This window comes from Dolichospermum circinale AWQC310F (assembly GCF_000426925.1).
GTDB classification, from domain to species: Bacteria; Cyanobacteriota; Cyanobacteriia; order Cyanobacteriales; family Nostocaceae; genus Dolichospermum; species Dolichospermum circinale.
Map to the genome: position 1 here is coordinate 1 of NZ_KE384666.1, position 24,961 is coordinate 24,961.

The 24,961-nt window shown below is 37.5% G+C and carries 22 protein-coding genes and 1 pseudogene; 9 read left to right on the top strand and 14 right to left on the bottom strand.

What is annotated here, in order from left to right; genetic code table 11:
* The 3 genes and pseudogenes from ACIR310F_RS27540 to lipB all read right to left on the bottom strand — a co-directional run.
* Window positions 1-165 (bottom strand): bluetail domain-containing putative surface protein (locus ACIR310F_RS27540; protein WP_414534205.1); only part of this gene is annotated, 165 nt, incomplete at its 3' end.
* Window positions 101-238, bottom strand: a pseudogene (locus ACIR310F_RS24765) (hypothetical protein); the annotation flags it as partial. The gene ACIR310F_RS27540 and the pseudogene ACIR310F_RS24765, both read right to left, overlap by 65 nt.
* A 367-nt stretch (window positions 239-605) precedes the next feature.
* Window positions 606-1,298, bottom strand: coding sequence for a lipoyl(octanoyl) transferase LipB (lipB, locus tag ACIR310F_RS0103260; protein ID WP_028082581.1), 693 nt, complete (start codon window positions 1,296-1,298; stop codon window positions 606-608).
* A 658-nt stretch (window positions 1,299-1,956) separates the two neighbouring features.
* Between lipB and hpf the strand changes: the two genes are divergently transcribed.
* Window positions 1,957-2,601 (top strand): ribosome hibernation-promoting factor, HPF/YfiA family, encoded by a 645-nt coding sequence (hpf, locus tag ACIR310F_RS0103265; RefSeq protein WP_028082582.1) that lies wholly within the window; start codon window positions 1,957-1,959, stop codon window positions 2,599-2,601.
* Between the two features lie 199 nt (window positions 2,602-2,800).
* Here the strand turns inward: hpf and ACIR310F_RS0103270 are convergent, their stop codons facing one another.
* Window positions 2,801-3,262 (bottom strand): peroxiredoxin, encoded by a 462-nt coding sequence (locus ACIR310F_RS0103270; protein WP_028082583.1) that lies wholly within the window; start codon window positions 3,260-3,262, stop codon window positions 2,801-2,803.
* Window positions 3,263-3,386: 124 nt separating this feature from the next.
* Between ACIR310F_RS0103270 and ACIR310F_RS0103275 the strand changes: the two genes are divergently transcribed.
* Window positions 3,387-4,517 (top strand): acyltransferase family protein, encoded by a 1,131-nt coding sequence (locus ACIR310F_RS0103275; protein WP_028082584.1) that lies wholly within the window; start codon window positions 3,387-3,389, stop codon window positions 4,515-4,517.
* Between the two features lie 61 nt (window positions 4,518-4,578).
* Here ACIR310F_RS0103275 and ACIR310F_RS0103280 read toward each other — a convergent pair whose 3' ends face one another.
* The 5 genes from ACIR310F_RS0103280 to ACIR310F_RS0103300 all read right to left on the bottom strand — a co-directional run bounded on the left by ACIR310F_RS0103280 (window position 4,579) and on the right by ACIR310F_RS0103300 (window position 9,979).
* A complete protein-coding gene (locus tag ACIR310F_RS0103280; RefSeq protein WP_028082585.1) occupies window positions 4,579-6,096 on the bottom strand; it encodes a P-loop ATPase, Sll1717 family in 1,518 nt (505 codons plus the stop codon).
* On the bottom strand, window positions 6,093-7,484 hold the full coding sequence (locus ACIR310F_RS0103285) for a tyrosine-protein kinase family protein (RefSeq protein WP_028082586.1): 1,392 nt from the start codon (window positions 7,482-7,484) through the stop codon (window positions 6,093-6,095). The genes ACIR310F_RS0103280 and ACIR310F_RS0103285 overlap by 4 nt, the downstream gene beginning before the upstream one ends.
* A gap of 6 nt (window positions 7,485-7,490) precedes the next feature.
* The gene (locus tag ACIR310F_RS0103290; protein WP_035367567.1) at window positions 7,491-7,922 is read right to left on the bottom strand and encodes a HEPN domain-containing protein; all 432 of its coding nucleotides are present in this window, start codon (window positions 7,920-7,922) and stop codon (window positions 7,491-7,493) included.
* Window positions 7,923-8,020: 98 nt separating this feature from the next.
* The gene (obgE, locus tag ACIR310F_RS0103295; protein WP_028082588.1) at window positions 8,021-9,049 is read right to left on the bottom strand and encodes a GTPase ObgE; all 1,029 of its coding nucleotides are present in this window, start codon (window positions 9,047-9,049) and stop codon (window positions 8,021-8,023) included.
* A 255-nt stretch (window positions 9,050-9,304) separates the two neighbouring features.
* On the bottom strand, window positions 9,305-9,979 hold the full coding sequence (locus tag ACIR310F_RS0103300) for a Mo-dependent nitrogenase C-terminal domain-containing protein (RefSeq protein WP_028082589.1): 675 nt from the start codon (window positions 9,977-9,979) through the stop codon (window positions 9,305-9,307).
* Window positions 9,980-10,165: 186 nt separating this feature from the next.
* Between ACIR310F_RS0103300 and ACIR310F_RS0103305 the strand changes: the two genes are divergently transcribed.
* Window positions 10,166-11,272 (top strand): glutamate--cysteine ligase, encoded by a 1,107-nt coding sequence (locus tag ACIR310F_RS0103305; RefSeq protein ID WP_028082590.1) that lies wholly within the window; start codon window positions 10,166-10,168, stop codon window positions 11,270-11,272.
* 11 nt (window positions 11,273-11,283) lie between these two features.
* On the opposite strand, the gene ACIR310F_RS0103310 is transcribed toward ACIR310F_RS0103305, so the two are convergent.
* Both ACIR310F_RS0103310 and ACIR310F_RS0103315 read right to left on the bottom strand, forming a co-directional pair.
* A complete protein-coding gene (locus ACIR310F_RS0103310; RefSeq protein ID WP_028082591.1) occupies window positions 11,284-13,119 on the bottom strand; it encodes a peptidoglycan D,D-transpeptidase FtsI family protein in 1,836 nt (611 codons plus the stop codon).
* A gap of 117 nt (window positions 13,120-13,236) precedes the next feature.
* Complete coding sequence (locus ACIR310F_RS0103315; RefSeq protein ID WP_028082592.1) at window positions 13,237-13,887, bottom strand: hypothetical protein; 651 nt, start codon at window positions 13,885-13,887, stop codon at window positions 13,237-13,239.
* A 235-nt stretch (window positions 13,888-14,122) separates the two neighbouring features.
* On the opposite strand from ACIR310F_RS0103315, the gene ACIR310F_RS0103320 reads away from it, so the two are divergent.
* The 6 genes from ACIR310F_RS0103320 (at window position 14,123) to ACIR310F_RS0103345 (ending at window position 20,244) form a co-directional block, all read left to right on the top strand.
* Entirely contained in the window at window positions 14,123-14,410 is a 288-nt protein-coding gene (locus ACIR310F_RS0103320) for a hypothetical protein (RefSeq protein WP_231387375.1), read from the top strand.
* A 98-nt stretch (window positions 14,411-14,508) separates the two neighbouring features.
* Entirely contained in the window at window positions 14,509-15,177 is a 669-nt protein-coding gene (locus tag ACIR310F_RS0103325) for a glutathione S-transferase family protein (RefSeq protein WP_028082594.1), read from the top strand.
* 26 nt (window positions 15,178-15,203) lie between these two features.
* Complete coding sequence (locus ACIR310F_RS0103330) at window positions 15,204-15,518, top strand: hypothetical protein (protein ID WP_028082595.1); 315 nt, start codon at window positions 15,204-15,206, stop codon at window positions 15,516-15,518.
* Window positions 15,519-15,660: 142 nt separating this feature from the next.
* Window positions 15,661-17,952 (top strand): 1,4-alpha-glucan branching enzyme, encoded by a 2,292-nt coding sequence (glgB, locus tag ACIR310F_RS0103335; protein WP_028082596.1) that lies wholly within the window; start codon window positions 15,661-15,663, stop codon window positions 17,950-17,952.
* Window positions 17,953-18,068: 116 nt separating this feature from the next.
* Entirely contained in the window at window positions 18,069-18,995 is a 927-nt protein-coding gene (locus tag ACIR310F_RS0103340) for a phosphodiester glycosidase family protein (RefSeq protein WP_028082597.1), read from the top strand.
* A gap of 22 nt (window positions 18,996-19,017) precedes the next feature.
* On the top strand, window positions 19,018-20,244 hold the full coding sequence (locus ACIR310F_RS0103345) for a molybdopterin molybdotransferase MoeA (protein WP_028082598.1): 1,227 nt from the start codon (window positions 19,018-19,020) through the stop codon (window positions 20,242-20,244).
* Window positions 20,245-20,527: 283 nt separating this feature from the next.
* On the opposite strand, the gene ftsH3 is transcribed toward ACIR310F_RS0103345, so the two are convergent.
* The 3 genes from ftsH3 to ACIR310F_RS0103360 all read right to left on the bottom strand — a co-directional run bounded on the left by ftsH3 (window position 20,528) and on the right by ACIR310F_RS0103360 (window position 24,763).
* On the bottom strand, window positions 20,528-22,372 hold the full coding sequence (ftsH3, locus tag ACIR310F_RS0103350) for an ATP-dependent zinc metalloprotease FtsH3 (protein WP_028082599.1): 1,845 nt from the start codon (window positions 22,370-22,372) through the stop codon (window positions 20,528-20,530).
* A 240-nt stretch (window positions 22,373-22,612) separates the two neighbouring features.
* Window positions 22,613-23,398 (bottom strand): hypothetical protein, encoded by a 786-nt coding sequence (locus tag ACIR310F_RS0103355; protein ID WP_028082600.1) that lies wholly within the window; start codon window positions 23,396-23,398, stop codon window positions 22,613-22,615.
* A 153-nt stretch (window positions 23,399-23,551) separates the two neighbouring features.
* Window positions 23,552-24,763, bottom strand: coding sequence for an acetate kinase (locus ACIR310F_RS0103360; RefSeq protein ID WP_028082601.1), 1,212 nt, complete (start codon window positions 24,761-24,763; stop codon window positions 23,552-23,554).
* Window positions 24,764-24,961 lie beyond the last annotated feature (198 nt).

Consider the following 24,961-nt stretch of genomic DNA (forward strand, 5'->3'; position numbering starts at 1 on the left):
AGTAGTGGCACTAAATCCTGCGGTAGCGTCATTAATAGCGACAAAGCTGCGAGTACCATATGCTTTGTCCAATTTGGCTATAGTCAGCTGTGTCATTACCTTCACCACCATTGAGGGTGTCGTTACCAGCACCACCATTGAGGGTGCCATTGCCACCAAGACCATTAATAGTGTTATCAAGTATATTACCCTCAAGTACGCAACTGGCACATTGGTAGGGTGCGTCAGATATCAACAATCTGTTTATTTGCAGGATTTATGCAGTAGCAAAGCAGCCTACAACAGATTTTTGGTGTGACACTTGCGTAAGTCCTAACCAATATGGTTTAAATATCTATCTAAAGATAGATGACAAATCAGCCTTAAAGTACATAGTTGACATTTACTTACTTGATCTATTACCAAAGTTAGAAAAACGCAATTAAAGTTGTAAATAATTGCGTAAAATAATTCACGGCGGCACAAACTAGGAAAAAATCCAGGATTTCATAGTTCATCATTGTATTGCCTTTTCCCAATTACCAATTACCAATTACCAATTACCCATTACCAGCGTCAACAGATATGATCAGTGTTCAACCGGACATGATATCAAAGACTTTTATCTATTCCCTATCCCCGAATTTTTCTGATTTAGCTGCAACTAATTTGACATTAAATACCTCGCTAAAACACTGACTGACTACAGCAGACACTTGATGACAAGTAATATCGGGAAGCCATGCAGCCAAACTACGGACTGGTTTATCCACAATTCCACAGGGGACAATGTGCTGAAATCCTGTCATGTCTGGACAAACGTTCAAGGAAAAACCGTGCATAGTAATCCATTTACTAACTTTAATACCTATAGCAGCAACTTTGTATCCTTCCAACCAAACACCAGTAAAACCAGCGATACGTTCCCCAGGCAAATCATAATGTGCTAAAACACGAATTAATACCTCCTCTAATTGGCGTAAGTACCAATGCAAATCTTGACGATAACGGCGTAGATTTAAAATTGGATAAGCGACCAATTGTCCCGGACAATGATAGGTAACTTCACCACCTCTTTCAATGCGGTACACATCATAGTTACATTTGTCAAGATTAAATTTAAGAAATTCTAGATTTGCTCCTGTCCCCAAAGTATAAACAGGGGGATGTTCCAGCAAAATCAGTACATCATCTAATTCTGGGTTGTGAATGCGCTCAGTAACTAGCGATCGCTGCCACTGATGAGCGGTTATGTATGGTAATAAACCAGGATTATATAGTAAACAACGGTACGGTGGAAATTGAGTATTATCAATCATCAGGGAACAGGAGAAATAAAAAGATTAACTACCTCACTGGACATCTATAGCGCTCACTTGACAAAAATATCCAGAACAAATGTCAAGGTATGCAAAGGATTTTAAAGTAACGTCAAGGAAAAATACTTTACAACCAATAAAGTGCTAGTTTGAATATATAACCTCAATGGTGTTGGGAGGAATTTGCCAGAAGTATCAAGCCAAGACAAGAGAAACCAATGACGCTGACTGATGATGTTCCCGGAATTGATTTGCATCAATCAGGATCGAACCTCCCAAATTGGTCACATTTTCTCTACAATGGGGAACAAGACCAAGAGACGGGGACGGAAGTACGTAATCCTGTGTTTTTAAAGTTGCACAGAAGGGGGCGGTTAAAAAACCATATTTTAAATTGCCTAATTCCTTTAAATTGCCTCATTCCATAGTTGTGGTTGAACAGCCCATTGCTTAACAACCAGTTGGGAGTCGTCGTAGAGGATAAAAACTAAAATTAAGACGATCAATAGCGCGAACTTGAAAATGCGACAAACCTGGGAAACGCCAAAGAGCAGTGTTTTCAGAAAGGGTTACTTGTATCGGTAGCAGTGATAGACCTTAACGCAATCTCTATTCCTACCCAAAAACATCACATATAATATTGAGCGGGAGAGTTTACATGAAACTTGTCATCCACGGTAAAAACATTGAAATCACCGATGCCATCCGAGAATATGTGCATCAAAAAATTGAAAAGGCGGTTAATCACTTTCAGAACATCACCAATGAAGTGGATGTCCATTTGAGCGTGGCTCGCAATCCCCGTATTAGTACAAAACAAGCGGCGGAAGTAACTATTTATGCTAATGGTAGTATTATTCGGGCGGAAGAAAGCAGTGAAAGCTTATACGCAAGTATTGACTTAGTTGCAGACAAAATTGCCCGGCAATTGCGGAAATATAAAGAAAAAAGACAGGATCATAAAACCCAACCTATATCAACTAACGAAGCAGTAGCGCCAGAAACCGTTGCAGCAGATTTAATAGGTGACCGCAGCCCAGAATTACCCCAGGAGGTGGTTCGCACCAAATACTTCTCCATGCCGCCTATGACAGTAGCAGAAGCTCAAGAACAATTGCAACTGGTGGGACATGACTTTTATATGTTCCACAATGCAGAAACGGGTGAGATTAATGTTATTTATGAACGTAACCACGGTGGTTATGGGGTAATTCAACCTCGCAATAACGGTCATTCTAACGGCAAAAATGGCAAATCAGCTAACGCCAATATTGGTGTCACGGAAAAATCGCACTCTAAATAGAGTCTGATGAGGTTATTTATAGGTAGAGATGTTTCGTGAAACGTCTCTACAGTGTCTTATCTTAATCGTCTCCTCAGACGTGATTGTTGTCGGGTATAAGCTGTGCTGCATTTAATTTGTATAATTCTAGCGGGCAAGATGCCCGCATCACAACATCTAGCTAGATGAGGATGATCAAATTTAGATGAGTAGCAGCTTATTATTTCACCGCTAACTGTTGTAGAGTTTTTAATGCTTCTTCAACGTGACCTTTAAAATTCAACATGGAATCAAACACATATTGAACAATCCCATTTTTGTCAATCACATAGGTGACTCGACCAGGGATGAGACCAAAAGCAGTGGTTGCACCATATTGTTTTCTTAATTTGTCACCTTGATCACTTAGAAGTGTAAAAGGTAAATTGTATTTATTGGCAAAGTTTTGATGAGAGTTGCTAGAGTCACCACTCACACCAATAACTTCAGCACCAGCGGCTTGAAACACTTCATATTGATCTCGAAAAGCACATGACTCTATAGTACATCCTGGTGTATCATCCTTGGGATAAAAATAGAGGACAACAGATTTTTGACCGCGAAAATCTGCCAGACTGACATTTTTGCCATTTTGGGCAGGTAGGTTAAAATTAGGGGCGGTATCTCCAACTTTGATAGCCATATAAAAAATTTAAAATTCAAACATTACTTAATAAAAGTTTACCCTGTAAATTAGATTATCCACTCCCCTTGATCAAGTGCATCAGGAGGAGTAAAGTTAAATTCTCAAATCAGATATTCTGTCTATGCGTCTGAGTTCACTTGATGTCTTTCGTGGTATTACCATTGCAGCAATGATTCTTGCTAATATGGCAGGAGTCGCAGGTCATGTTTATCCTTCCCTGAGTCATGCTCAATGGCACGGTTGTACACCCACTGACTTAATATTTCCTTTCTTTTTATTTATCGTTGGTGTAGCAATGACCTTTTCTCTGTCAAAATATACAGCAGAGAACAAACCTAACAAAGCAGTTTATTTACACATTCTCCGTCGCGCTGCCATTTTATTTATTTTAGGTTTACTATTAAATGGTTTTTGGAATCAAGGTATTTGGACATTTGATTTAAGTAGTATCCGTTGGCTGGGGGTATTGCAACGAATTGCTTTAACTTACCTATTTGCATCTTTGATAGTTTTAAAATTACCTCACAAAAGTCAATGGTTAGTAGCAGGAGGATTACTAATTGCTTATTGGTTGATAATGATGTATATTCCTGTTCCTAATTATGGTGCAGGAATGCTAACCAGAGAAGGTAATTTTGGCGCTTTTATTGATAGATTAATTATTCCTAAAGCACATTTATATAAAGGTGATGGGTTTAATTTTATGGGAGATCCTGAAGGACTTTTTAGCACTATTCCAGCCATAGTTAGCGTTTTAGCTGGGTATTTTACTGGACAATGGATCAAAGATAAAAAACAGGCTACTTCACAAACTAGCATGGATTTAGTATTATTTGGTTTGTGTTGTTTAGTAATTGCAATTATTTGGGATGTGGCATTTCCAATTAATAAGAAAATTTGGACAAGTTCCTATGTTTTATATACCACTGGTTGGGCATTAATGTTATTAGCCGCTTGTTATGAAATGATAGAAGTGAGGTTAATAAAACGCTGGAGTAAACCTTTTGAAATTATGGGACTAAATGCGATCGCTCTTTTTGTGGCTTCAGTAATTTTAATTAAAATCACAGTGAAAACCCAAATTGGTACAGGTGAAAATGCCATTAGTATCTATAATTGGATTTATCAAAATATTTTTGCATCTTGGGCGGGAAATTTCAACGGTTCATTTTTATTTGCACTTGTTACCGCGTTATTTTGGTATAGTGTTGCTGTTTTGATGTATCAGAAACGTTGGTTTATTAAAGTGTAAATAAAACTTTTGTGGGACAGGCATCTTGCCTGTCCAGTATTTTGTTATAAGTTGAAAAAATCTACCGTTTTGGACGTTTTACACCACCAGGACGTTTTACCCCAAAACCATACATATAAATCGTAGGCATATTAACACGCTTATCAGAACGTCTGTCAATAATTCCCAATTGTAGCAAATATTGCATAATTTCCTCCGGGTTTAAAGTAGGTGGTTGTTTTCCAGATTCTTCACTCCATATTGTATTTTTAAGTTTATCGAGGAAAATTTCTTCTGCAACAGGAACTTTCAAACCATTTAAGCTATTTTTTAGAGGTTCTAACCAAGGATATTCATCTACTAATTCTCCAATTCTATATTTAGAAATATCCACAAGTGCGCTTTGTAAATCAGCAGGAGTTAGGAGAGTATCTCCAGTTAAATTTTGCAGATCAGATTCATCTATTCTTCTCTGTGCTGGTAATGAAAATAGCTGTAAAAATGCGCGGGGATAAATTCGACCTCCTGCATCTTTAAGATTATTAGGAATCCAAAGATGTGTATATCCCTTTCTAGGATTATCACCCATAAATCTATTAATTATTTTGCCAATCACAAATTCATGAGAAACTTCATTAACAGTGATAATTATTCCTAAAGGTGTGTTAGTTTCTTTGAGAAAATTTGGTGATGTCGGTGATATACGATGCAAATATTCAGCCATTTCTTGACCGGAATTTGCTAATCTTTTGAATAGTAGTTGATATAACCATGAATCTTTCCATTCCAAATTAATTTGATAAGCTTTTAATTTAGAAGCATCAGGAAAACTTAAAAAATCTTCTCGAAAAAGGTCAGTACGTAAAAAAATCTTAGGTCTAATTCTTTCCCAACGCCGCCATCTATCTAACCAAAAAGCTAAAAGTTCACGTATAGGAGTAGCTAATTGATGATATGAAGAGCCTAATTTATCTAATTCATCATAGGTGATAAATAACCATTGATCTGATTCAATTAATTTTTGATCTAATAAATCTAAAGCAGAATTAATTTTGTCTATGTTGTCACACACCAGAGGAAACCAAGCAGATAATAGAGGTAATTTATTGATTAATAACTCACGAATTTCTAAAGGTATTTCATCAACCCAATCACTTTTTAATATTACTTGTTCTTGGCTGAAAATTCTTCCTAACATTAAACCAATCCAAAATATACGCCAATCCAAATTACTAGCATTGTGCATTTTTGATTCTATACTTTCTGGTGTAGGAAAGGTTTTCTCCTGCTGTTGAGTACGTCCAAAACCAGCAATCCATGTTGTTTTGTCTAAATCATCTAACGCTCTAATTTTTAAATTTTCTACGAGTATTTTTCGTCCTGAAGGAATGGCTAATAAACGAAATAATTCTGTTTTACCTACACCTTTTCCTCCTAATATTAAAAGTGTATCTTTCTCTAAAACTTGGCGATAGTTAGGAATAGGCAGAAAGTTTTTGAGAAAAACAGCATCATTATTACTTTCATTTTCTGCTGTTGCGTTTCGTGGTGCTATACCAGCCATTAATTCTAGTAGTTTTTGTTTATCAAAATTACTCATATTACTTCCTCTTCTATTTTGTTAAATCTCTTATTAAATCTTATACATAACCTTTCAGCAATTTCTTGATAATCTTCATTAGTCATCAAAGATACAAGTTGTTCCAACCGATCAGATTCTTCTTGACTTTCATCACGCATAAATAAACTAATATCCCCTTGTAATTCATCTTTCAAAGGCAGTATTATAGGTGAAAAAGGTTCATTAATATCATCAGGGTTGGGTACATCTTCACCTTCATAATAGTAGTTTTCTTGAAACGCTGTATATGCCTGTTCTTTAAATTCTCTTAATTCCTCATTTCTTCGTCTTTCTAAACTAGCAAGAGCCATAGCATGAACTAATATTACAGGGAATTTTTCCCTTTCTTCAAATAATGGTCGAGATAAACGACGAATAACATAAGTTAAACCAGCCCAACTTTGCCGAGATTGTCTACCAAATATAACTGCGGCGTGAGATAAATCAGTTAATGCTAATCCCCCAATATCATGAAATCCTGCTCTAGAATCTAAGAGAATGAAATCAAGAGGTTTAACAGCACTTTCTAATTCTTTAAGCATTCCTTTAAAAGTTTCAGGAAGTTGATGATCTACTAAATTTTGAAAATCTAACCTTGCTAACTTTTCTAAGTAATTATTATCTACATTTCCCGCAGTAAATAAATATATTTGTTCTCCTAAATTTCCGAGTAATAGTGGATGATTAATTCGTAAAATATCATTTCTTAAAGACCAATTGCTGTTTTGAATTTTTTTCTCTAATAAATAATCAATAACACCGAAATTTTCTACTTTATCTTTAAAAAATATCGTAGATAAACCGGGAGCTTCTAAATCTAAATCTACTATAGCTACTCGGTGTCCATTACGAGCTAAAGTGAGTGCAGTGGCGACTAATGCTGTAGTTCTACCCACACCTCCTTTAAATGAGAAAAAAGTAACAACTGCTGGTTTATGTCCCTGATCAACAAATTGTATTTTCCAAGGAGGATTACCTGAATTTTGATTAGTCCATGTCTGTTTAGCAATATGACGTTCTAGTACATATAAACGAAGAGATATAGCCTCATCATTCCATTCAGATTCAACTCTATTATTTGGATTTGTAATTTCGGAAATTAAAGCTTTATAACCATCTTTATCACCTTGTGGCAACCAAATATCTTTTCCATAGTAAGAACCAAGTTTTTGCTCTAGATATTTATCTAATTTATCTATATCTGTTTGTCGAGGTGGAGAATCTGTTTTTGGTTCAAGGAAAAGCCGAATTTTACCATAAATATCACGAATGATGGTTACAGATTCCAGATTAGGTATTAAATTTAATACTTCTGGTTCTTTAAAGCATTCTTGTACTTTTGCAAAAGTATCACCAAAACTAATCATAATTCTTTAAAGTTCCTTACTGCTAAGTCTACCATCTAAAACCAGTTTAGGTATAATTTCCTGATAAATTTCTTCTGCTCTGTTAACTGCTTTCTCCGCTTGATCATTATTCCAAATTCCTGATTTATAATAGCGTCTTTCTGGATGATATTGATCTAATACAGTTCCCATTGTTCGAGAAGCTGGAAGTTGCATAAGTACAGGATAAATCAAGCGTAACCTATCCATTGCTTTTCCTTGAAGTTCTGTTAAATCATGACCATACTTTTTAACTGCTGTTTTACCTTCAGGAATATATACTTCTACTAATACTTTAAACCCACATTCAACAACATAACCCGCAAGATATACAGCATTATCCCACCGTTGCTTATCTAACAATATTTTCGCATCATGTAAATGCCTTGCTGCTGCTTGTGGAAAAGACTCTGATAACAAAATTACTCCTTAATAAATAATTGATTTCAAAAAAATATACGAATCCCAAATATGAGTCCGCACAGGCGGACTTTTAATCAACAAAATCAACCCACTAATTAAACTGCAACCTCCTGGGCTTCTAACAGATTAATTTCATCTAAAATCCGCCAAATTTCCTGCATCATGGGATCTAAACCAGTGCGAGTTACAGCGGAAATTATGAAAACAGGAGCTAAAGAAAGATGATTTAATTGTGTAGCTAAAGCTTGCAAATCAACCGTTTCCCTATCAACAGCATCTATTTTATTCAAAGCTAAAATTTGCGGACGTTTAGCTAAACCTCGTCCATAGGCTTTAAGTTCTTCTTGAATGGTATGATAATCAGCAATGACATTTTCACTTGTCGCGTCAATTAAGTGTAATAAAACCCTTGTCCGTTCAATGTGACGTAGGAAATCATGACCTAAACCCGCACCATGGGAAGCACCTGCAATTAAACCAGGAATATCAGCGAAAACTGTACCATCACCCGTGGGTTTTTTGACCACACCCAAATTAGGAATTAAGGTAGTAAATGGATAATCAGCTATTTTGGGACGCGCAGCCGATAAAGAAGAAATTAAAGTAGATTTACCAGCATTTGGTAAACCAATAATTCCCACCTCTGCTAACAGTTTCAACTCTAAACGTAATACCTTTTTTTCACCTTCTAAACCAGGAAGTGCATATTCGGGAACGCGGTTGCGGTTACTCAAAAAATGTTGATTTCCCAGTCCACCTTTTCCACCTTCCGCAACACGAAAAACTTGTCCAGGTTCAATAATATCGCATAGTAAAACACTCGTTACCGCATCATAAACAGCAGTACCACAGGGAACTTCGATAATTAGATCTTTCCCCCCTGCACCAGTGCAATTATTTGGACCACCGCGTTCTCCGTCCTCGGCTTTAAACAGATGTTTATATCGAAAATCGAGTAAGGTTTGGAGGTTCGTATCAGCCACAAAAATTACTGAACCACCTTTTCCCCCATTCCCCCCAGAAGGACCTCCTGCGGGTACATATTTCTCTCTTCGGAAAGCGACAATACCATCACCTCCTTTACCTGCTTCTACTTCAATTACTGATTGGTCTATAAATTGCATAATTAGTCAGTTATCAGTTGTCATTTTCTTTTTCAAAAATTACCAATATATTTTTCGGTAATATACCATTTTCTAGTTCACTGAGGTACAAAATTATCCACCTCTGCGGTCAACTTTTCTATTTTTGTACCTGACTAGGGAAATGCTAAGTTGTACTGCATTTAAATTATATAAGGTTAACAGGCAAGATGCCTGTTCCACAAGACCTGAGAATATTAAGATTATACAGTTTAGCTGCATAACAGCTTATCAACTTTAAATATAAGGTGTAATATCCTCACCACACTCATCTGCTAAGTACGAAAGAGCGCGGAAGCGTAAACCTACCATTTGTTCATAAAGGGGGTTAATTTTACAAAGTGGGGGAATATGAACTATTTTCCGGCCAAATAAAGTTACATCTCTTTCAAAGGGACATTGGGAAGGAATCATTTTACACAAAAATCTCGCCACTCTGGGATCTTGAATATCCAACCCGTCTAACCATTGACGCAAAGGATTTAAAACATCAGGGTGTGGGGGTTGAAGTCCAGCCGGTGGGGAATCTTGGGTTTGTGTGCTATCCTCTAGGGTATGACGTAAAGCTGTGAGTAAATTTTCTTGCAGTTCTAATTTTTGACATAATTGCTGAAGTAGATCATCTTCACTAGGAGAGTATATACCATCAGCGATCGCTACCATTACCGCCGTCCGCAAAAAATTTTCCGCTATGGGTGTACCTTTACCCAATATAGCCGCTAATTCATCAACTCCAATTATTTCTAGGCTATCCCATTCCACCGCCTGGGCTAATTCATTTTTAGTTAGATTAGTAATTAATTCCTGTTCTTGAGCATCAAAATTACCATCCGCCCAAGCAATTGTCAGTAATCCCCGCAACCAAGCAATAATTTGTTCGCTACTGTAGGGAGTTTGAGTAACATTGATCATAATAATTCACGCCTCAAATTTTTCTTAGTCAATATTAAGATATCTTGAAATAGTCAAGAATTACTCAAATCCTTGACCTCTCAAAGAAGTCAGGGATTTAAAGTTCTAGTCCTGCTTTCATATTATTCGCAACGGCATAAATTATGGGTATAATTGGTTATATTTATGATAAATCAGGTGTAAAGTATGTTTTCTTTTGGTATTGAACATGAGGTTGCTTTTCTTAATCATCAAGGAAAATTCGCTGATTTCCATAATACAAAATTCGCCGATTTTGGGCAAATTATTGATAGATTACCTATTTATGTCACTGACTACCCACAATTAAGAGTTGGTGATGCTGGAATTAAGAAAAAGCGTTGGTATATTGAAGGATTTGAAAGATTTAGCGAGTCTGAAGAAGTAATTGACTGTTTAGCCAAAGGGATCGAAATTAGAACCACTATCCATTCTACTATTCAAGGCGCGATTGATGAATTAACCGCCAGTTTTAGTTTACTTCGTGAAGTGGCTGCTAATTTTGGTTTTTCGCCAGTTTTAGCCAGTTTTAACCCCTATACTTGCGTATTTCAACCAGAACCTCCATTAAATGATTTTGAAATTAGACAATTACAAGCTTATCCAGATGAACAAACTGCTCATATTTACATGGTTTCCTATGGACCAGATTTGAATATTTCCTGGAAAAATTTGTCTACTGAAAAGCTAATTGATATTGGTAAAAAGTTGACGTATTACAGTCCTTATATCATTCCTTTTAGTTATAGTTCTCCTTTTTATAATGGTGGTTTGTGGTCAGGTTTATCAGTGAGGACATTTATCAGAACTGGAAAAAGATCAGCAGCATTAGTTTTTGTGGAAAAATCAGAGGCCTTAATCAAAAGTATTCCCTCATTAACGAAAATTGCCCGCATTCCTTCAGAAATAGGACGCATAGAATTTAAAGCCTGTGATAGTTGTGATGATTTTAGAATTTATGCAGGTTTATTAGCCTTATTAAAAGGCTTAGTATTAGATGAAACTTTACCAGGTAGAGCTATTATACCTGATACTAACTTACATCAAATTTCGGCAAAATATGGCTTTGAAAATGAAGATATTTTCTTTAATTCCAGCAAACTTTTACAAACTGCGGAAATTGCCCTTAAAGATGATTCTGATCTGGAATTTTTAGCACCATTAAAAATCATTTTATCAGAGCAAAAAACAAAATCCCATCAATTAATTCAGTTATTTCAAAATTTAGGTTCAATTGAATTAACTCTCCAGGAAACCTACCACAAATTATCATAATAAACACCACATTAATTCTTCTCTAGATTCTTCTCTAGGGTGCTAGGGGGAATTTTTTCAATGGGAATTAATGTTTCCATGACAGTTTTAGCAATGGGCGCTGCTACAGTAGAACCATAGGCATTTTCTCCCTTGGGTTCGTCCACAATTGCCAAAACCACATAACGGGGAGATTCCACCGGTAAAATGGCCACAAAACTGGTAATTCGCGCACCTTTAATATATCCACCATTAGGACTAGCTTTTTGGGCTGTTCCCGTTTTTCCACCAATACGATATCCTGAAATTCTCGCCGCTTTACCAGAACCTTCATTAATTACTGTTTCCATCATTTCTACAACATGATGAGTAATTGTGGGTGAAAAAACTTGTCTTGGTTCTGGGAGAGTAACTGAATAGTGTATCTGTTCTTTACTGTCAATTAGTCCTCTAACTACATGAGGTGTCACTAACTTACCACCATTAGCTAATGCTCCGTGCAGTTGTACCAATTGTAATGGAGTTAAAGAAAAACCCTGTCCAAAAGATGTAGTCGCTGGTTCAATAGCTGAGGAGATAAATTCTGCTTGACTTTTTAATTGACCACTGACTTCAAAAGGTAAATCTGTTTTAAATTTTTGTCCTAATCCTAAACGTTCTAACCAATTGTAGTATATGGATGGTTTTAATCGTTGCATCATTCTGACCATGCCAATATTACTAGAAGTTTGTAAAATTTGAGGAATAGTCAATTGACGATAACCAGTTTTTTCGGCATTTTTGATAGTATGTGTACCAATTTGGATAGAACCAGGATCTTCAAATATATCATCTGGTTTAATGATCCCATTTTCTAGAGCGATCGCCACATTTACAGGTTTAAATGTTGATCCCGGTTCATAAAGATCAGCTACAGTCCAGTTTTTAAATAAGGAAATATCAGACTTAGCATACTCATTGGGATTATAAGTAGGCTGAGAAACCAAAGCCAGCAAAGAACCATCAAGTGCATCCATGACAATTACTGCACCCCGTTTGGCTTTAAACTTAGTCATCTGTTCTTTTAAGGCCGTACGCGCCGCCCGTTGTAGACGGCTATCAATAGTTAATTGCAGTTTCAAATCATCAAAATGCAGTAGCCCCTGAGTCGCGTAATCTGGCATTAATGACCCATCACCAGTCTTACTCATTCGTACCGTTTGTCCAGGGCGTTCTAACAACTTCTCTTGACTGTATTCTACACCAGCTTGGCCACGACGATCAAGATTAACATAGCCTACCACATCTGCTGCCAAATCATCTTGGGGATAAAATCGGGAGTATTTTTGAATAAACTCAAATCCATTTAAACGTAATGATATCAACTTATCAGAAATCTCTTCCGATACACCAGAAGCTAATAAAATACCACTACTTTTGCTTTGGAATATTTTAACTAGTTCGTCCTTATTTTTACCAATAATCAGACCTATTTTTTCGGCAATTTTTTCCTGAGAATAATCAAATAATTTGGGATGGGCATATAAATTATATACGGGGCGGTCAATAGCTAACACATTGTTATCTCTATCTATCACTGGACGACGAGGAATGTACAGGCGTAAATTGACCATTTGCTGATTTCGCGCCCTCCGGGTCAGTTTTTTTCCCTGAACAATTTGTAGCTGATATAAGTTGAATACCAATCCCACCATAGCAATCATTAACACACCCCATACAGCTAACAGTCGTAATTTGGTGTTGGGGCTGTTTTCTGGTATTTTCGGAGCAATATTTACTGGTGGGGGTTGTTTAGAGAACTTTCGTTCCCGTCTGAATACTAGATTACGTAAATTTCCGAATTTTTTTTGACTTGATAGCTTCCGCATTGCCATAAATTATGTTTGATAATTAACAATAGACAATTACAGCAGATTTTACATTAATAAAGCCAGACACCAAGGCAGTTTTACTTCCGAATTTTGCTGTATTAATTATTAATTATTTTAATATCCCAGTGGAGATGGAGGTTCTGGTTGGGTTTCTGGTTGGGAATTTGATAATGAAGACTGGGGATAATTACTAAATTTCGGTGGTAAAAAAATTGTTTTTTCAGAGGTTGGTGATACCAGTTCTGTGTCAGGCCTTTCTGCCTCTTGTGCCATCTTGCTAGTCAGTGTTGCATTAGCAGTATTTAACTGTCGCTCATGGCGTTGTAGGTTTTTTAATTTGCGGTAAGACTGACTCCAAAGCTCTTGGGAATATACTGTCCAACCATAAACTATTAATGTCGCTACCACCAGTACAAATGCTAAAACTGACGAATAGCGATTGACTTTATATAGATGTAGCAACCATACGGGTATAGTTTCAGTATCACTAATGTCATGTAAACTGGTACTTGATTGCTCTTGGGTATGAGCAATGGGTTTTTGATATCGTTTGGGGATTACTGTATTATTCCTGTCAAATATGGGAAATTTGATCCAAGTATTCTTAGTCCGGGGAGATTTGAGAGTTGTCCCTTCCCTAGCAAGTTGGGAGGAAGTTTGTGTTTTTTTATCCAGACTCCGAGAGCGTCGTCTATTTAACAAAGGAGAGTTGCGCCAGAACCAAGGATTTTTTGCCAAAACTGCTGATTTACGTTCAAGAACCATAATTTTTCTGATGGTAAATACTGTATCATCGGTGATGATGAGATCTTGCCTAAAGTTACATTTCTAGATCAAGTTGGAGCTATTCTAACCTTGAGAAAGGCAAAAATGACGATTAATTCGTATTACATATAACCTACAGAGGTGTTACAAAAGAGAATGAGTTAAAATATGTCATAAAAAAGCCGTTAAAAAAAATCAATAAATAAGGTATCTTATTCAACAGGCGAAATATTTTATGCCCACAATTGGTGAAAGAGGAGTTATGAAGACAAAAGTTTTTGGTTTGGCTCTCATGTTAAGTCTGGCTACTATGCTTGGAGCTTGTGAAGGTGGTGGTGGACCAACCGCTACTCCTAGCTCTCCAGCAGCAACAACAGGTGGTGAACCAGCAGATACTGGTGCTACCCCTACAGCGACAACATCCCCTGCAACGACAACATCCCCCGCAAAGACAACATCCCCCGCAGCAACAACATCCCCCGCAGCGACAACATCTCCTACAACGGCTCCCAAAAAACCTTAGTATAGGATTGTGAGTCTTAACTCCTGGGCTGGATTTAATTCTTGCCCAGAGTAAGTTCTTCTTGTTGGTTTTGCCAGTAATCAGAATAATGTCAATGTATGTTGCTACTGCAATTTAGTACATCCCATTATTGTCGCAAAGCTCGGTTAGCCTTGGGTTATAAGGGAATTAGTTATCAAACTGAAAATCTCACCCCCGGACTACATATCTTGAAGGTAAAGTCGTTAACTGGGTTAACGACGCTACCTGTTCTATTACCCCAAATTATAGGACAACCCCAAGCTATTGCTGACTCTACGGAAATTTGCAAATTTTTAGAAATTTATCAATCTGACCCCCCTCTATTCTTACCCGATTCAGCAGAGCAAAGTCAAGCTGCGATGTTAGAAGATTGGTTAGATGAAAGCATAGGTACGGCTACTAGGTTTGTATATTATCAATTTCGCGCTGGTGAGGGTAAATCAATTGACCCATCGCTATTTAGCCAAATGGTGATTAAAATAGTTAGACAACAATATGGTATTAATGATACTACTGTTGAATTAGCTCAGAAAAGACTCGCCAATGCCTTGTCAGTATTATCTATGTACTGGCAAAATAGCGATTATTTAGTGGGTGGCCGCTTGAGTATAGCTGATATTACCGCAGCAGCTTTGTTGAGTCCTTTAGCATTAATTCCTGATTATCGTCAGCAATATCCACAGATTTTTGCGCGTATTATCAACATCCACCAATTATGCTCTGAACCATTACCACCGGGACTTTAGAAATTAAAGCAGGGGAGGTTTGATTGATGAAAGCTATACTTCTTTTTATTCTGAGTGTTACTACTAGTATTTTAGTTGTTTTAGTGGCTCATGGTGGTCAAACAGTGATGGCATTACCACCACAAGAAGATATACCAGAGGAGATATTGCGAACAGAGATTATTTTAGCAGCGCGATCGCCTATTGATGGTAAGGTGGTTACGCCCCCAGAATATGCCCAATTACAAGCACAAATGGAAATTAGTCCGCCACCACGGTTAAATGCTACCATCCGCGATCAATTTTTTCTGTTACAAATACGGAAGGTACTATTACAAATTTTCCCATTTTTAAATATTTAGTCAACAAAAGGGATAAACAATAAGTAATAGTTATGATCAACAGTCAATAATCAATGACTAATGACTAATGACTAAAGATGCGAGAATATAAAGAGATAAAAAGTAGATTTAGCTAATCATCGTATATCACATAGGTAGCTTCATGTCCATAACCACGGTCGCCCCTGAACAGGTTAATCGCATTGTTCACAATCAACATCATGATCCGTTTGAAATCCTGGGTTCTCATCTCATCGAGCAAAATGGTAAAACTGTTTGGGCAGTGCGAGCTTACCTACCAAATGCCAGTGCTGTGTGGGTGGTAGTTCCAGAGGAGCGGAAAGAATACCCAATGGACACAGTGCATGATCCTCACTTTTTTGAATGTACCATTGAAACCCCAGAACTGAAAAATTATCAGTTGCGGATTAAAGAAGGGGAACATGAGCGAGTTGTGAATGACCCTTATGCCTTCCGTTCTGCCCACTTAACAGAATTTGATCTGCATTTATTTAGTGAAGGCAATCATCACCGCATTTATGAGAAATTGGGAGCGCATACTACAGAAGTAGATGGTATTAAAGGCGTTTATTTTGCGGTTTGGGCGCCCAATGCCCGCAACGTCTCTGTATTAGGAGATTTTAACCTGTGGGATGGACGCAAACACCAAATGCGGAAAGGACACACAGGGGTTTGGGAATTATTTATTCCCGAAATCGGTGTAGGAGAACATTACAAATACGAAATCAAAAATTTTGAAGGGCATATTTACGAAAAATCTGATCCTTACGGTTTTCAGCAAGAACCACGTCCGAAAACAGCATCTATTGTTACAGACTTAAATTCCTACACCTGGAATGACGAAGACTGGATAGAAAAGCGCCGACATACTGACCCCCTCAGTCAACCTATTTCCGTGTACGAAGTTCATTTAGGGTCTTGGTTACACGCTGCTAGTGCTGAACCAGCCAAATTACCCAATGGGGAAAATGAAGCTGTAGTTGTGGTTTCCGAACTAAAAACCGGCGCCCGGTTTCTCACTTATCGGGAATTAGCAGCTAAACTCATTCCTTACGTCAAGGAATTAGGATATACCCACCTAGAACTTCTACCCATTGCCGAACACCCCTTTGATGGTTCTTGGGGTTATCAAGTAACTGGTTACTTTGCGCCTACATCCCGCTTTGGTACTCCCGAAGACTTTATGTATTTTGTGGATGAATGTCATAAAAATGGCATTGGTGTAATTGTAGACTGGGTTCCCGGTCACTTCCCTAAAGATGGTCACGGTTTAGCCTTCTTTGATGGTAGTCACTTGTATGAACACGCTGATTCCCGCAAAGGTGAACATAAGGAATGGGGAACTTTAGTATTTAATTACAATCGTCATGAAGTCCGTAATTTCTTGGTTGCCAATGCCCTATTCTGGTTTGATAAATACCACATTGACGGCATTCGTGTTGATGCAGTTGCTTCCATGCTCTACCTTGATTATTGCCGGAAAGCAGGGGAATGGTTGCCCAACGAATACGGTGGTAGAGAAAATTTAGAAGCTGCGGATTTTTTACGTCAAGTTAATCACCTGCTGTTTAGTTATTATCCTGGTGTACTGTCCATTGCAGAAGAATCCACATCTTGGCCAATGGTATCTTGGCCTACCTATACAGGGGGATTGGGTTTTAATTTAAAGTGGAATATGGGCTGGATGCACGATATGCTGGATTACTTCAGTATGGACCCGTGGTTTCGTCAGTTCCATCAAAACAACATTACCTTTAGTATGTGGTATAACCACAGCGAGAATTTCATGTTAGCTCTGTCCCACGATGAAATCGTCCATGGCAAGAGTAATATGATCGGTAAAATGCCGGGTGATCAATGGCAAAAGTTAGCTAATATCCGTTGTTTATTTACTTATATGTTTGCTCACCCTGGTAAGAAAACCATGTTTATGAGCATGGAATTTGCACAATGGAGTGAGTGGAATGTTTGGGCTGATTTAGAGTGGCATTTATTACAGTATGAACCACACCGACAGTTAAAAGATTTTTTCCAGTCTCTTAACTATTTTTACCGTTCTGAACCTGCTTTATACAGTCAAGATTTTGACCAAGCAGGGTTCGAGTGGATTGACTGTACTGATAACAGCCATAGTGTAGTTTCTTTTATCCGTCGTGACCAAAATTCCAGTGATTTTATCATTGTAGTTTGTAACTTTACTCCCCAACCCCATTCCCACTATCGCATAGGTGTTCCAGAACAGGGTTTTTATACCGAGTTGTTCAATAGTGATGCCCGTCAGTATGGTGGTAGTAACATTGGCAACTTAGGTGGTAAGTGGACTGATAATTGGTCTTTACACAATCGTCCTTATTCCTTAGATTTGTGTTTACCTCCTTTGGGTGTGTTGATGCTCAAGTTGGATAAACACAATTCAGCACAAGTGATAGGCTAGTTGTTTAGGGTGGGCATTGCTCACCCTATGTGTTTATTAGCGGTTATATTAATACTTTATCTGATTTAAAAGTAGAATAGTTGTAATCATCATTTATACTTTCCTCTCATTTACAAATGAACACAAATAAATTATTTTTAATATCTATTGCGACAATAACAGCGGCTTTAATATCAGGTTCAGAGGGTGTCATAGCTAATTCAAAAGCGAAGAACTCTGTTAACTGTCCTGGTAAAAATCCTCAATTTAGTATTGAGTTTTTTCAAACTAATAATAATGGGGAAAGATATAAAAAAGGGATTAATCATGTAATTATTTTTAATCCTCAATCTCGCAAGTTAGATTTTAAAGTCAATGTCGGTTTAGATCATCAGATTTATGCTAAGGATTCTAGGGGAAGATTTCGCAGAGAATATGTACCAAAACAGTTTCGAGAAATTATCACTGATAGTAATTCTAAATTAAATAGTAAATCACCAATTGCAGCCATTAATGCTGACTATATAGATCCAAAAAATCAACCTCAAGGTTTAAATATTTCTCGCGGTGTTGAATATTCAGGAGTATTTAAAAATAGACGTTCTTCCTTTGGAATATCATCAGGAAATCCTCAACAGCGTCAAGCCACTATGGGAACTGGAAGAAGAGGAACAAATATTCTCAATTACAATATAGTGGGGGGGAATGGGAGATTTTATAATCAAGGAAAATTCAAAGATATTTGTCAAGCTTTAGGAAAATTTGCTTGTCAAGGTGCTACTAATCGTTCTTTAGTTGCTATTACCAGTAAAGGTTTTGTAATTTTCCTGGTAAATGATGTGAGAGCTAATTCGATTATTGAAGTTTCTGCTAACAATCAAGAATTACTACCCCATCAATTTGATAATGTTTTAACAGGAATTGCTAGAAATAACTGTTTAGGGACAATTCAGGAAGGAATGTTATTTGATGGGGGAATGTCTCCAGGATTGTTTTATAATAATAAAATCTATGTCGAGAATTTAGGTCCTATTGGTTCGGTATTTTTAATTTATCAAAAGTAATCAAATAACAGATTTATTTACTATGTTATCAGTCAAAGATGCAGAAACGATTATTTTCAATCATGTTCAACCCTTAAATCAAGAAAATGATCTTGAAATTGTGGATTTATTGACAGCATTTCACCGAATTTTAGCAACTCCTGTAACTAGTTCTTTAGATTTTCCTCATTGGGACAATTCCGCAATGGATGGTTTTGCTGTACGTTATGAAGATGTGCAAAATTGCACTTCTGGAAATCCCACAATTTTGGAAATTGTCGAAGAGATTCCCGCAGGATATCAACCCCAGATTACTATTAAACCAGGACAAGCAGCCAGAATTTTCACTGGTGCAATAATCCCAAAAGGTGCAGATACTATAATTATGCAAGAAAAAACTAATTTACAGAAGAATCAAGTTTTTATTTTTGCTAGACCTCAACCCCAAGAATTTGTCAGAAAACAAGGAGACTTTTATCAAGCAGGAACAGAACTTTTACCAGCGGGAATTACTCTCAACGCAGCAGAAATTGCGATTTTAGCCGCAGCACAATTCCCAAAAATCAGTGTTTTCCGTCGTCCACGGGTGGCGATTTTTTCTAGCGGTGATGAGTTAGTAACACCAGAACAAACTCTAAAACCCGGACAAATAGTAGATTCTAATCAATATGCTTTAGCAGCTTTAGTACGTAATTTGGGTGCAGAAGTGTTAACATTAGGAATTATTAAGGATAATCCTAGCGCGTTGACAGAGACTATCAATTATGCAATTAATAATAGTGATATAGTTATTTCTTCTGGTGGAGTTTCCGTAGGTGATTATGATTATATTGCTAATATATTAACATCTTTAGGAGCAGAAATTCATTTTTGTGCTGTGCAAATGCGTCCAGGAAAACCTTTAACATTTGCTACATTTCCTAATTCTTTATACTTTGGTTTACCAGGAAATCCCGTTTCTGCATTAGTCACATTTTGGAGATTTGTAGAACCGACAATTAAAAAACTTGCAGGAATTAATCAAGGTTGGGAAGCGAAATTCTTAAAAGTGAAATCTCATTGCGAATTAAAATCTAACGGAAAAATGGAAACTTATATTTGGGGTAATTTAAAATTAAATAATGGTATTTACGAATTTGAGCAAACAAGTGGTAACTTAAATTCAGGGAACTTAATTAACCTATCCCAAACTAATGCTTTAGCCATTTTACCAGTCGGAAAAACCGTAATTTTACCAGGAGAAGAAACCTTAGTGTTGCGAATAGGATAAAATAAACTCTCTGCGACTCTGCGACTCTGCGTGCAAAAATAGATTAATTTTATAAGTTTAAATTTTTTTGAAAGAAATTAGATTCAAAATCAGACTCTATTCCCGGTTTAATATTGAGAATTACAGCTTCAAGAATCATAAAAAAGATAAATTTTCGTTTTAAAAAAAGAGGTTTAGGCTTAACTAAACCCTATGGTATTTTAGCATCTTTAACATTCACAAGAAACTAAAAAGAGTAATTCCAGAAAAACCAGAATTACCCTTTTTAAAAGTTTAGGAAAAATTACGCAAAAGCAGCCATTTTCACATCGTTATTACCAAGAATTGCTTGTAATTCCTCAGCGTCTACGGTTTCCTTTTCAATCAGCATTTGAGCAATTTCATCTAAAACCTTGCGGTTATCGAGTAAAACTTCCTTAGCTCGACTGTAAGCAGTATCTACTAACTTCCGCACTTCTTCATCAATAGCAGCAGCAGTTTCTTCCGAGAAATCACGCTCAGACATAATATCTCGACCCAGGAACATATTTCCTTGTTGACGACCAAGGGCTACTGGACCCAAGCGATCGCTCATGCCAAAGCGAGTTATCATTTGTTTAGCTACTCTAGCAACCTGCTGTAAATCATTAGAAGCACCTGTCGTCACTTCCTCCTCACCAAAAATAATTTCTTCAGCGAGACGACCACCTAAAGCCACAGCCATTTGATTTTCCAGATACGCACGGCTATATAAACCAGTGTCCATGCGGTCTTCACTAGGAGTAAACCAAGTCAAACCACCAGCACGACCACGAGGGATAATGCTAATCTTTTGGACAGGGTCATAGTCAGGCATTAAAGCACCGACTAAGGCGTGACCTGCTTCATGGTATGCTACTAAAGTTTTCCGCTTTTCGCTCATTACCCGGTCTTTCTTTTCAGGACCTGCTAATACGCGGTCAATAGCATCATTAATTTCATCCATCGAAATTTCAGTTAAATTCCGACGTGCGGCTAAAATTGCGGCTTCATTGAGTAAATTAGATAAATCAGCACCAGTAAAACCAGGAGTCCGACGGGCGATTTTATCCAAGTCTACATCTTTAGATAAAGTTTTACCACGGGCGTGAACTCTCAATATTTCGCTTCTTCCCGCGTAGTCAGGACGGTCTACGACTACTTGACGGTCAAAACGACCGGGACGTAATAAAGCTGCGTCTAATACATCAGGACGGTTAGTAGCAGCAATAATAATAATGCCAGTGTTACCTTCAAAACCATCCATTTCCGTCAACAACTGGTTGAGGGTTTGTTCTCGTTCGTCATTACCACCACCTAAACCAGCGCCCCGTTGACGACCTACCGCGTCAATTTCATCAATAAAGACGATACAAGGAGCATTAGTTTTCGCTTGTTCAAATAAATCACGGACACGGGAAGCGCCCACACCCACAAACATTTCCACAAATTCAGAACCGGAAATTGAGAAGAAAGGAACACCAGCTTCTCCAGCAACAGCCCGCGCCAGCAGGGTTTTACCAGTACCAGGAGGTCCAACTAAAAGTACACCTTTAGGAATTTTCGCACCAATGGCGGTAAAGCGATCAGCATTCTTTAAAAAGTCTACAACTTCGTTTAGTTCTAATTTGGCTTGGTCAATACCCGCTACGTCTCCAAAGGTAACTTGGGTTTGGGGTTCCATTTGCACTCTGGCTTTAGATTTACCAAAGTTCATGGCCTGGCTACCAGGACCGCCTTGAGCGCGACGGAGGAGGAAAAATAGACCAACTAGCAGCAACACAGGGAAGAATAGGCTGCTGAGAGCCTTAAACCAAAATCCCTCGTCTGCTTGAGGTAGTACGGAAATATCAACACCTTTATCTGTGAGGGTATTGATTAAATCAGGGTCATTAACTAAAGTAACGATCTTTTTCTTTTCGTCATATTTGGGTGTTACCAGTGCTGTAGAGCGGTCGGAACTCAAACTAACTCTTTCAACCCTACCCCGTTGAACTTCTTGGATAAACTGACTGTAGCGCCATGTCTCTCTGTTTTGAGGTTGTTTGTCAAAAAATGCTGTTCCTAGCGCAATGACAACTATAAAAAGGAGCGCGTACAGCCCCGTATTTCTCCATTTTTTATTATTCACCGATGTTGTTTCTCCTGTACTTGTTTGCTGCTTATACGTAGCTTCTCTAAGGAAGAGGACATTATGATAATTATGTTAACTTATCTTAAGATATCTCAAAATAGTCCTTTTGTCATGCTACAAATGATCTTCTATCCTCCACAAGTCTAAAATTTCAGAATAGTGGGACTTCTTGGGACTTCTATTGTAATCATTCTCCACCAAACAAAGAAAGGCCAATCACCACTGACCACTAACCCATCAATCTTTTTCTGGTAATCTAATACTGTTTGTACCGTCTGGCTTAGTGACCACTTCCCCCCCCAAGGCTTCAATTTCCCGAATTGCTCGTTGGCGAGTTCTTTCATCTAGTTTATTATTTAAAACCATCGCCCATGTAGCCACTCGTGCTGATTTACTATCAGGATTTTTACTCAAGAAGTCCGCTGTTTTTTGAGAAATAGATGCTATATATTTACTTTCTGTATCCGTGTAAGTACTTGCCCATTCTGCGGCTTTAAGAAAAGATATTTGTGCTGCTTGAGCATCACCTAAAAATAATAACTCATCTGTACCCTTATAACGCCAGATAAAATAGGATTTTTGTGGTAATTGTGGAGATAGGAATTTTAACCCTTGTGCCATTAAAGCTATAGACTTTTCTGGCATTCCAGCGTATAAAGACGTACTTACAGAAAGTCCCAGATAAGCTTCTAAAAAACGTGGGTCATTTTCCAGAATAACCTGAAAATATTCTGGGCTGAGACCATACCCGGTTTTATCCCTGGCTTCATTATCGCCAAAGAATTGCAAAAAATCAATATATACCCAATCTGCAATTAGGTTTTTATAACTAAAACTGGGTAAATTATGGAGTAATTTCAAACGGAGACTCTCTTTTTTGAGGTCTTTTTCCAGGGTTTCTACGGGGAGAGATTGTTTATTGATTAATAATTTTTGCATTCTTGGTATTTGCATTAAGCCAATACTGACAATACACAAACAAGCGACTAAGGGTGTGGTAATAGCTTCACGAGATAAAAACATAGTTTCAGTAATTAAAAGTTATAGTTATTTAACTTAAATAATACTAAAGAAAGTAGTGAGAACTTTAGTTCTCTCTTCTTTACACTACATGAAGGAAATCAGGGCTAAAGCCCTAACTACAAAAAGTTACCATTTTTTGTGACAATTGTAATATTATTGCAGTAATTTGTAACATTGTTGCGCTATTGCCCAATCTTCTTGAGTTTCTACGACTAAAACGCGCACCATTGAGTCAAATGTAGCAATATCAATATCAACAGGTTGTTGTTGATTTTTCTCTAAATCAATTTCCAGTCCCAAAAATCCCCAGGGTTCACAAGCAGATAGACGTATTTCTGCGGATTTTTCTCCTATTCCAGCAGTAAAAACTAATACATCTAACCCTGCTAAACTAGCCAGCATTGCGCCGATACCAGACCGGAGGCGATGTACGTACATATCCCAAGCCAATTGGGCGCGTTTATTACCTTGTTCTTTAGCGGCTATCACATCCCTTAAATCACTTGATACTCCAGAAATACCTCTTAATCCTGAAAGTTTATTTAACATATTATCTAATTCTTCACTAGAGTAATTATACTGTTGCCATAAATAAATTAAAATACCCGGATCAATTGAACCACTGCGGCTACCCATCATTAAACCATCTAGGGGAGTAAATCCCATTGTTGTATCAATACTGCAACCATTTTTGATGGCCGCTAAGGAACAACCATTACCTAAATGACAAGTAATTATCCGTAGAGATGGTAAATCTTGACCAAGAATTTCCGCGGCCCGATTAGCACAATACTGATGACTAATGCCATGAAAGCCGTAACGGCGAATACCTTTTTCTGCGAAATTATATGGGATTGGATAGATGGCGGCTGCATCTGGTAAAGTGTTATGAAATCCAGTATCAAAAACTGCCACTTGAGGAATATTTCCCAAACTTTTTTCCATAGCTTCAATACCGGCCAAAGCGGCTGGATTGTGTGCTGGTGCTAGATTACATAAACGAGCGATCGCCTGTTTGACATCTTCAGTAATTATTACAGCTTCTTTGTACTCTTGACCACCATGTACTACCCGATGTCCTACCACATCAATCACTGATAAATCATCAATTACCTGAGTTGCACCATGTATGAGAGTAGACAACAAATAAGCAAATTGTACCTGCGGGGAATCACTGACAATAGTTTCTTGTAGAGTTGCACCGATAGCTGTTTTAACTGTAATTTCCGCCTGATTTTTGTCTTGAGTCCAGTTAATTTTCCCTTCCCAGAGGGGTTGGGGTGCTAGAGGAGGAATTGTGGTTGTCATGTCATACAGACAACTCTTTTGGCTGCTAGAACCGGCATTGAGGACAAGTATTTTCATAAATTCAGATTTACGCCCTGTACTAATTTACCGCGACAAATTTAAGTTAGGAATTGATAAAAAAGCCACTTAAAGTATAAGTGACTTTTTCATAATTTCAATTTAATTCCCAGTCATTGAAAAAAGAGATTAAGTAGGTGAACGGAAAAAAACCGACATAAGTAACGAAAAGTAAAGTTGCCCAAAACCTGTTCCCTG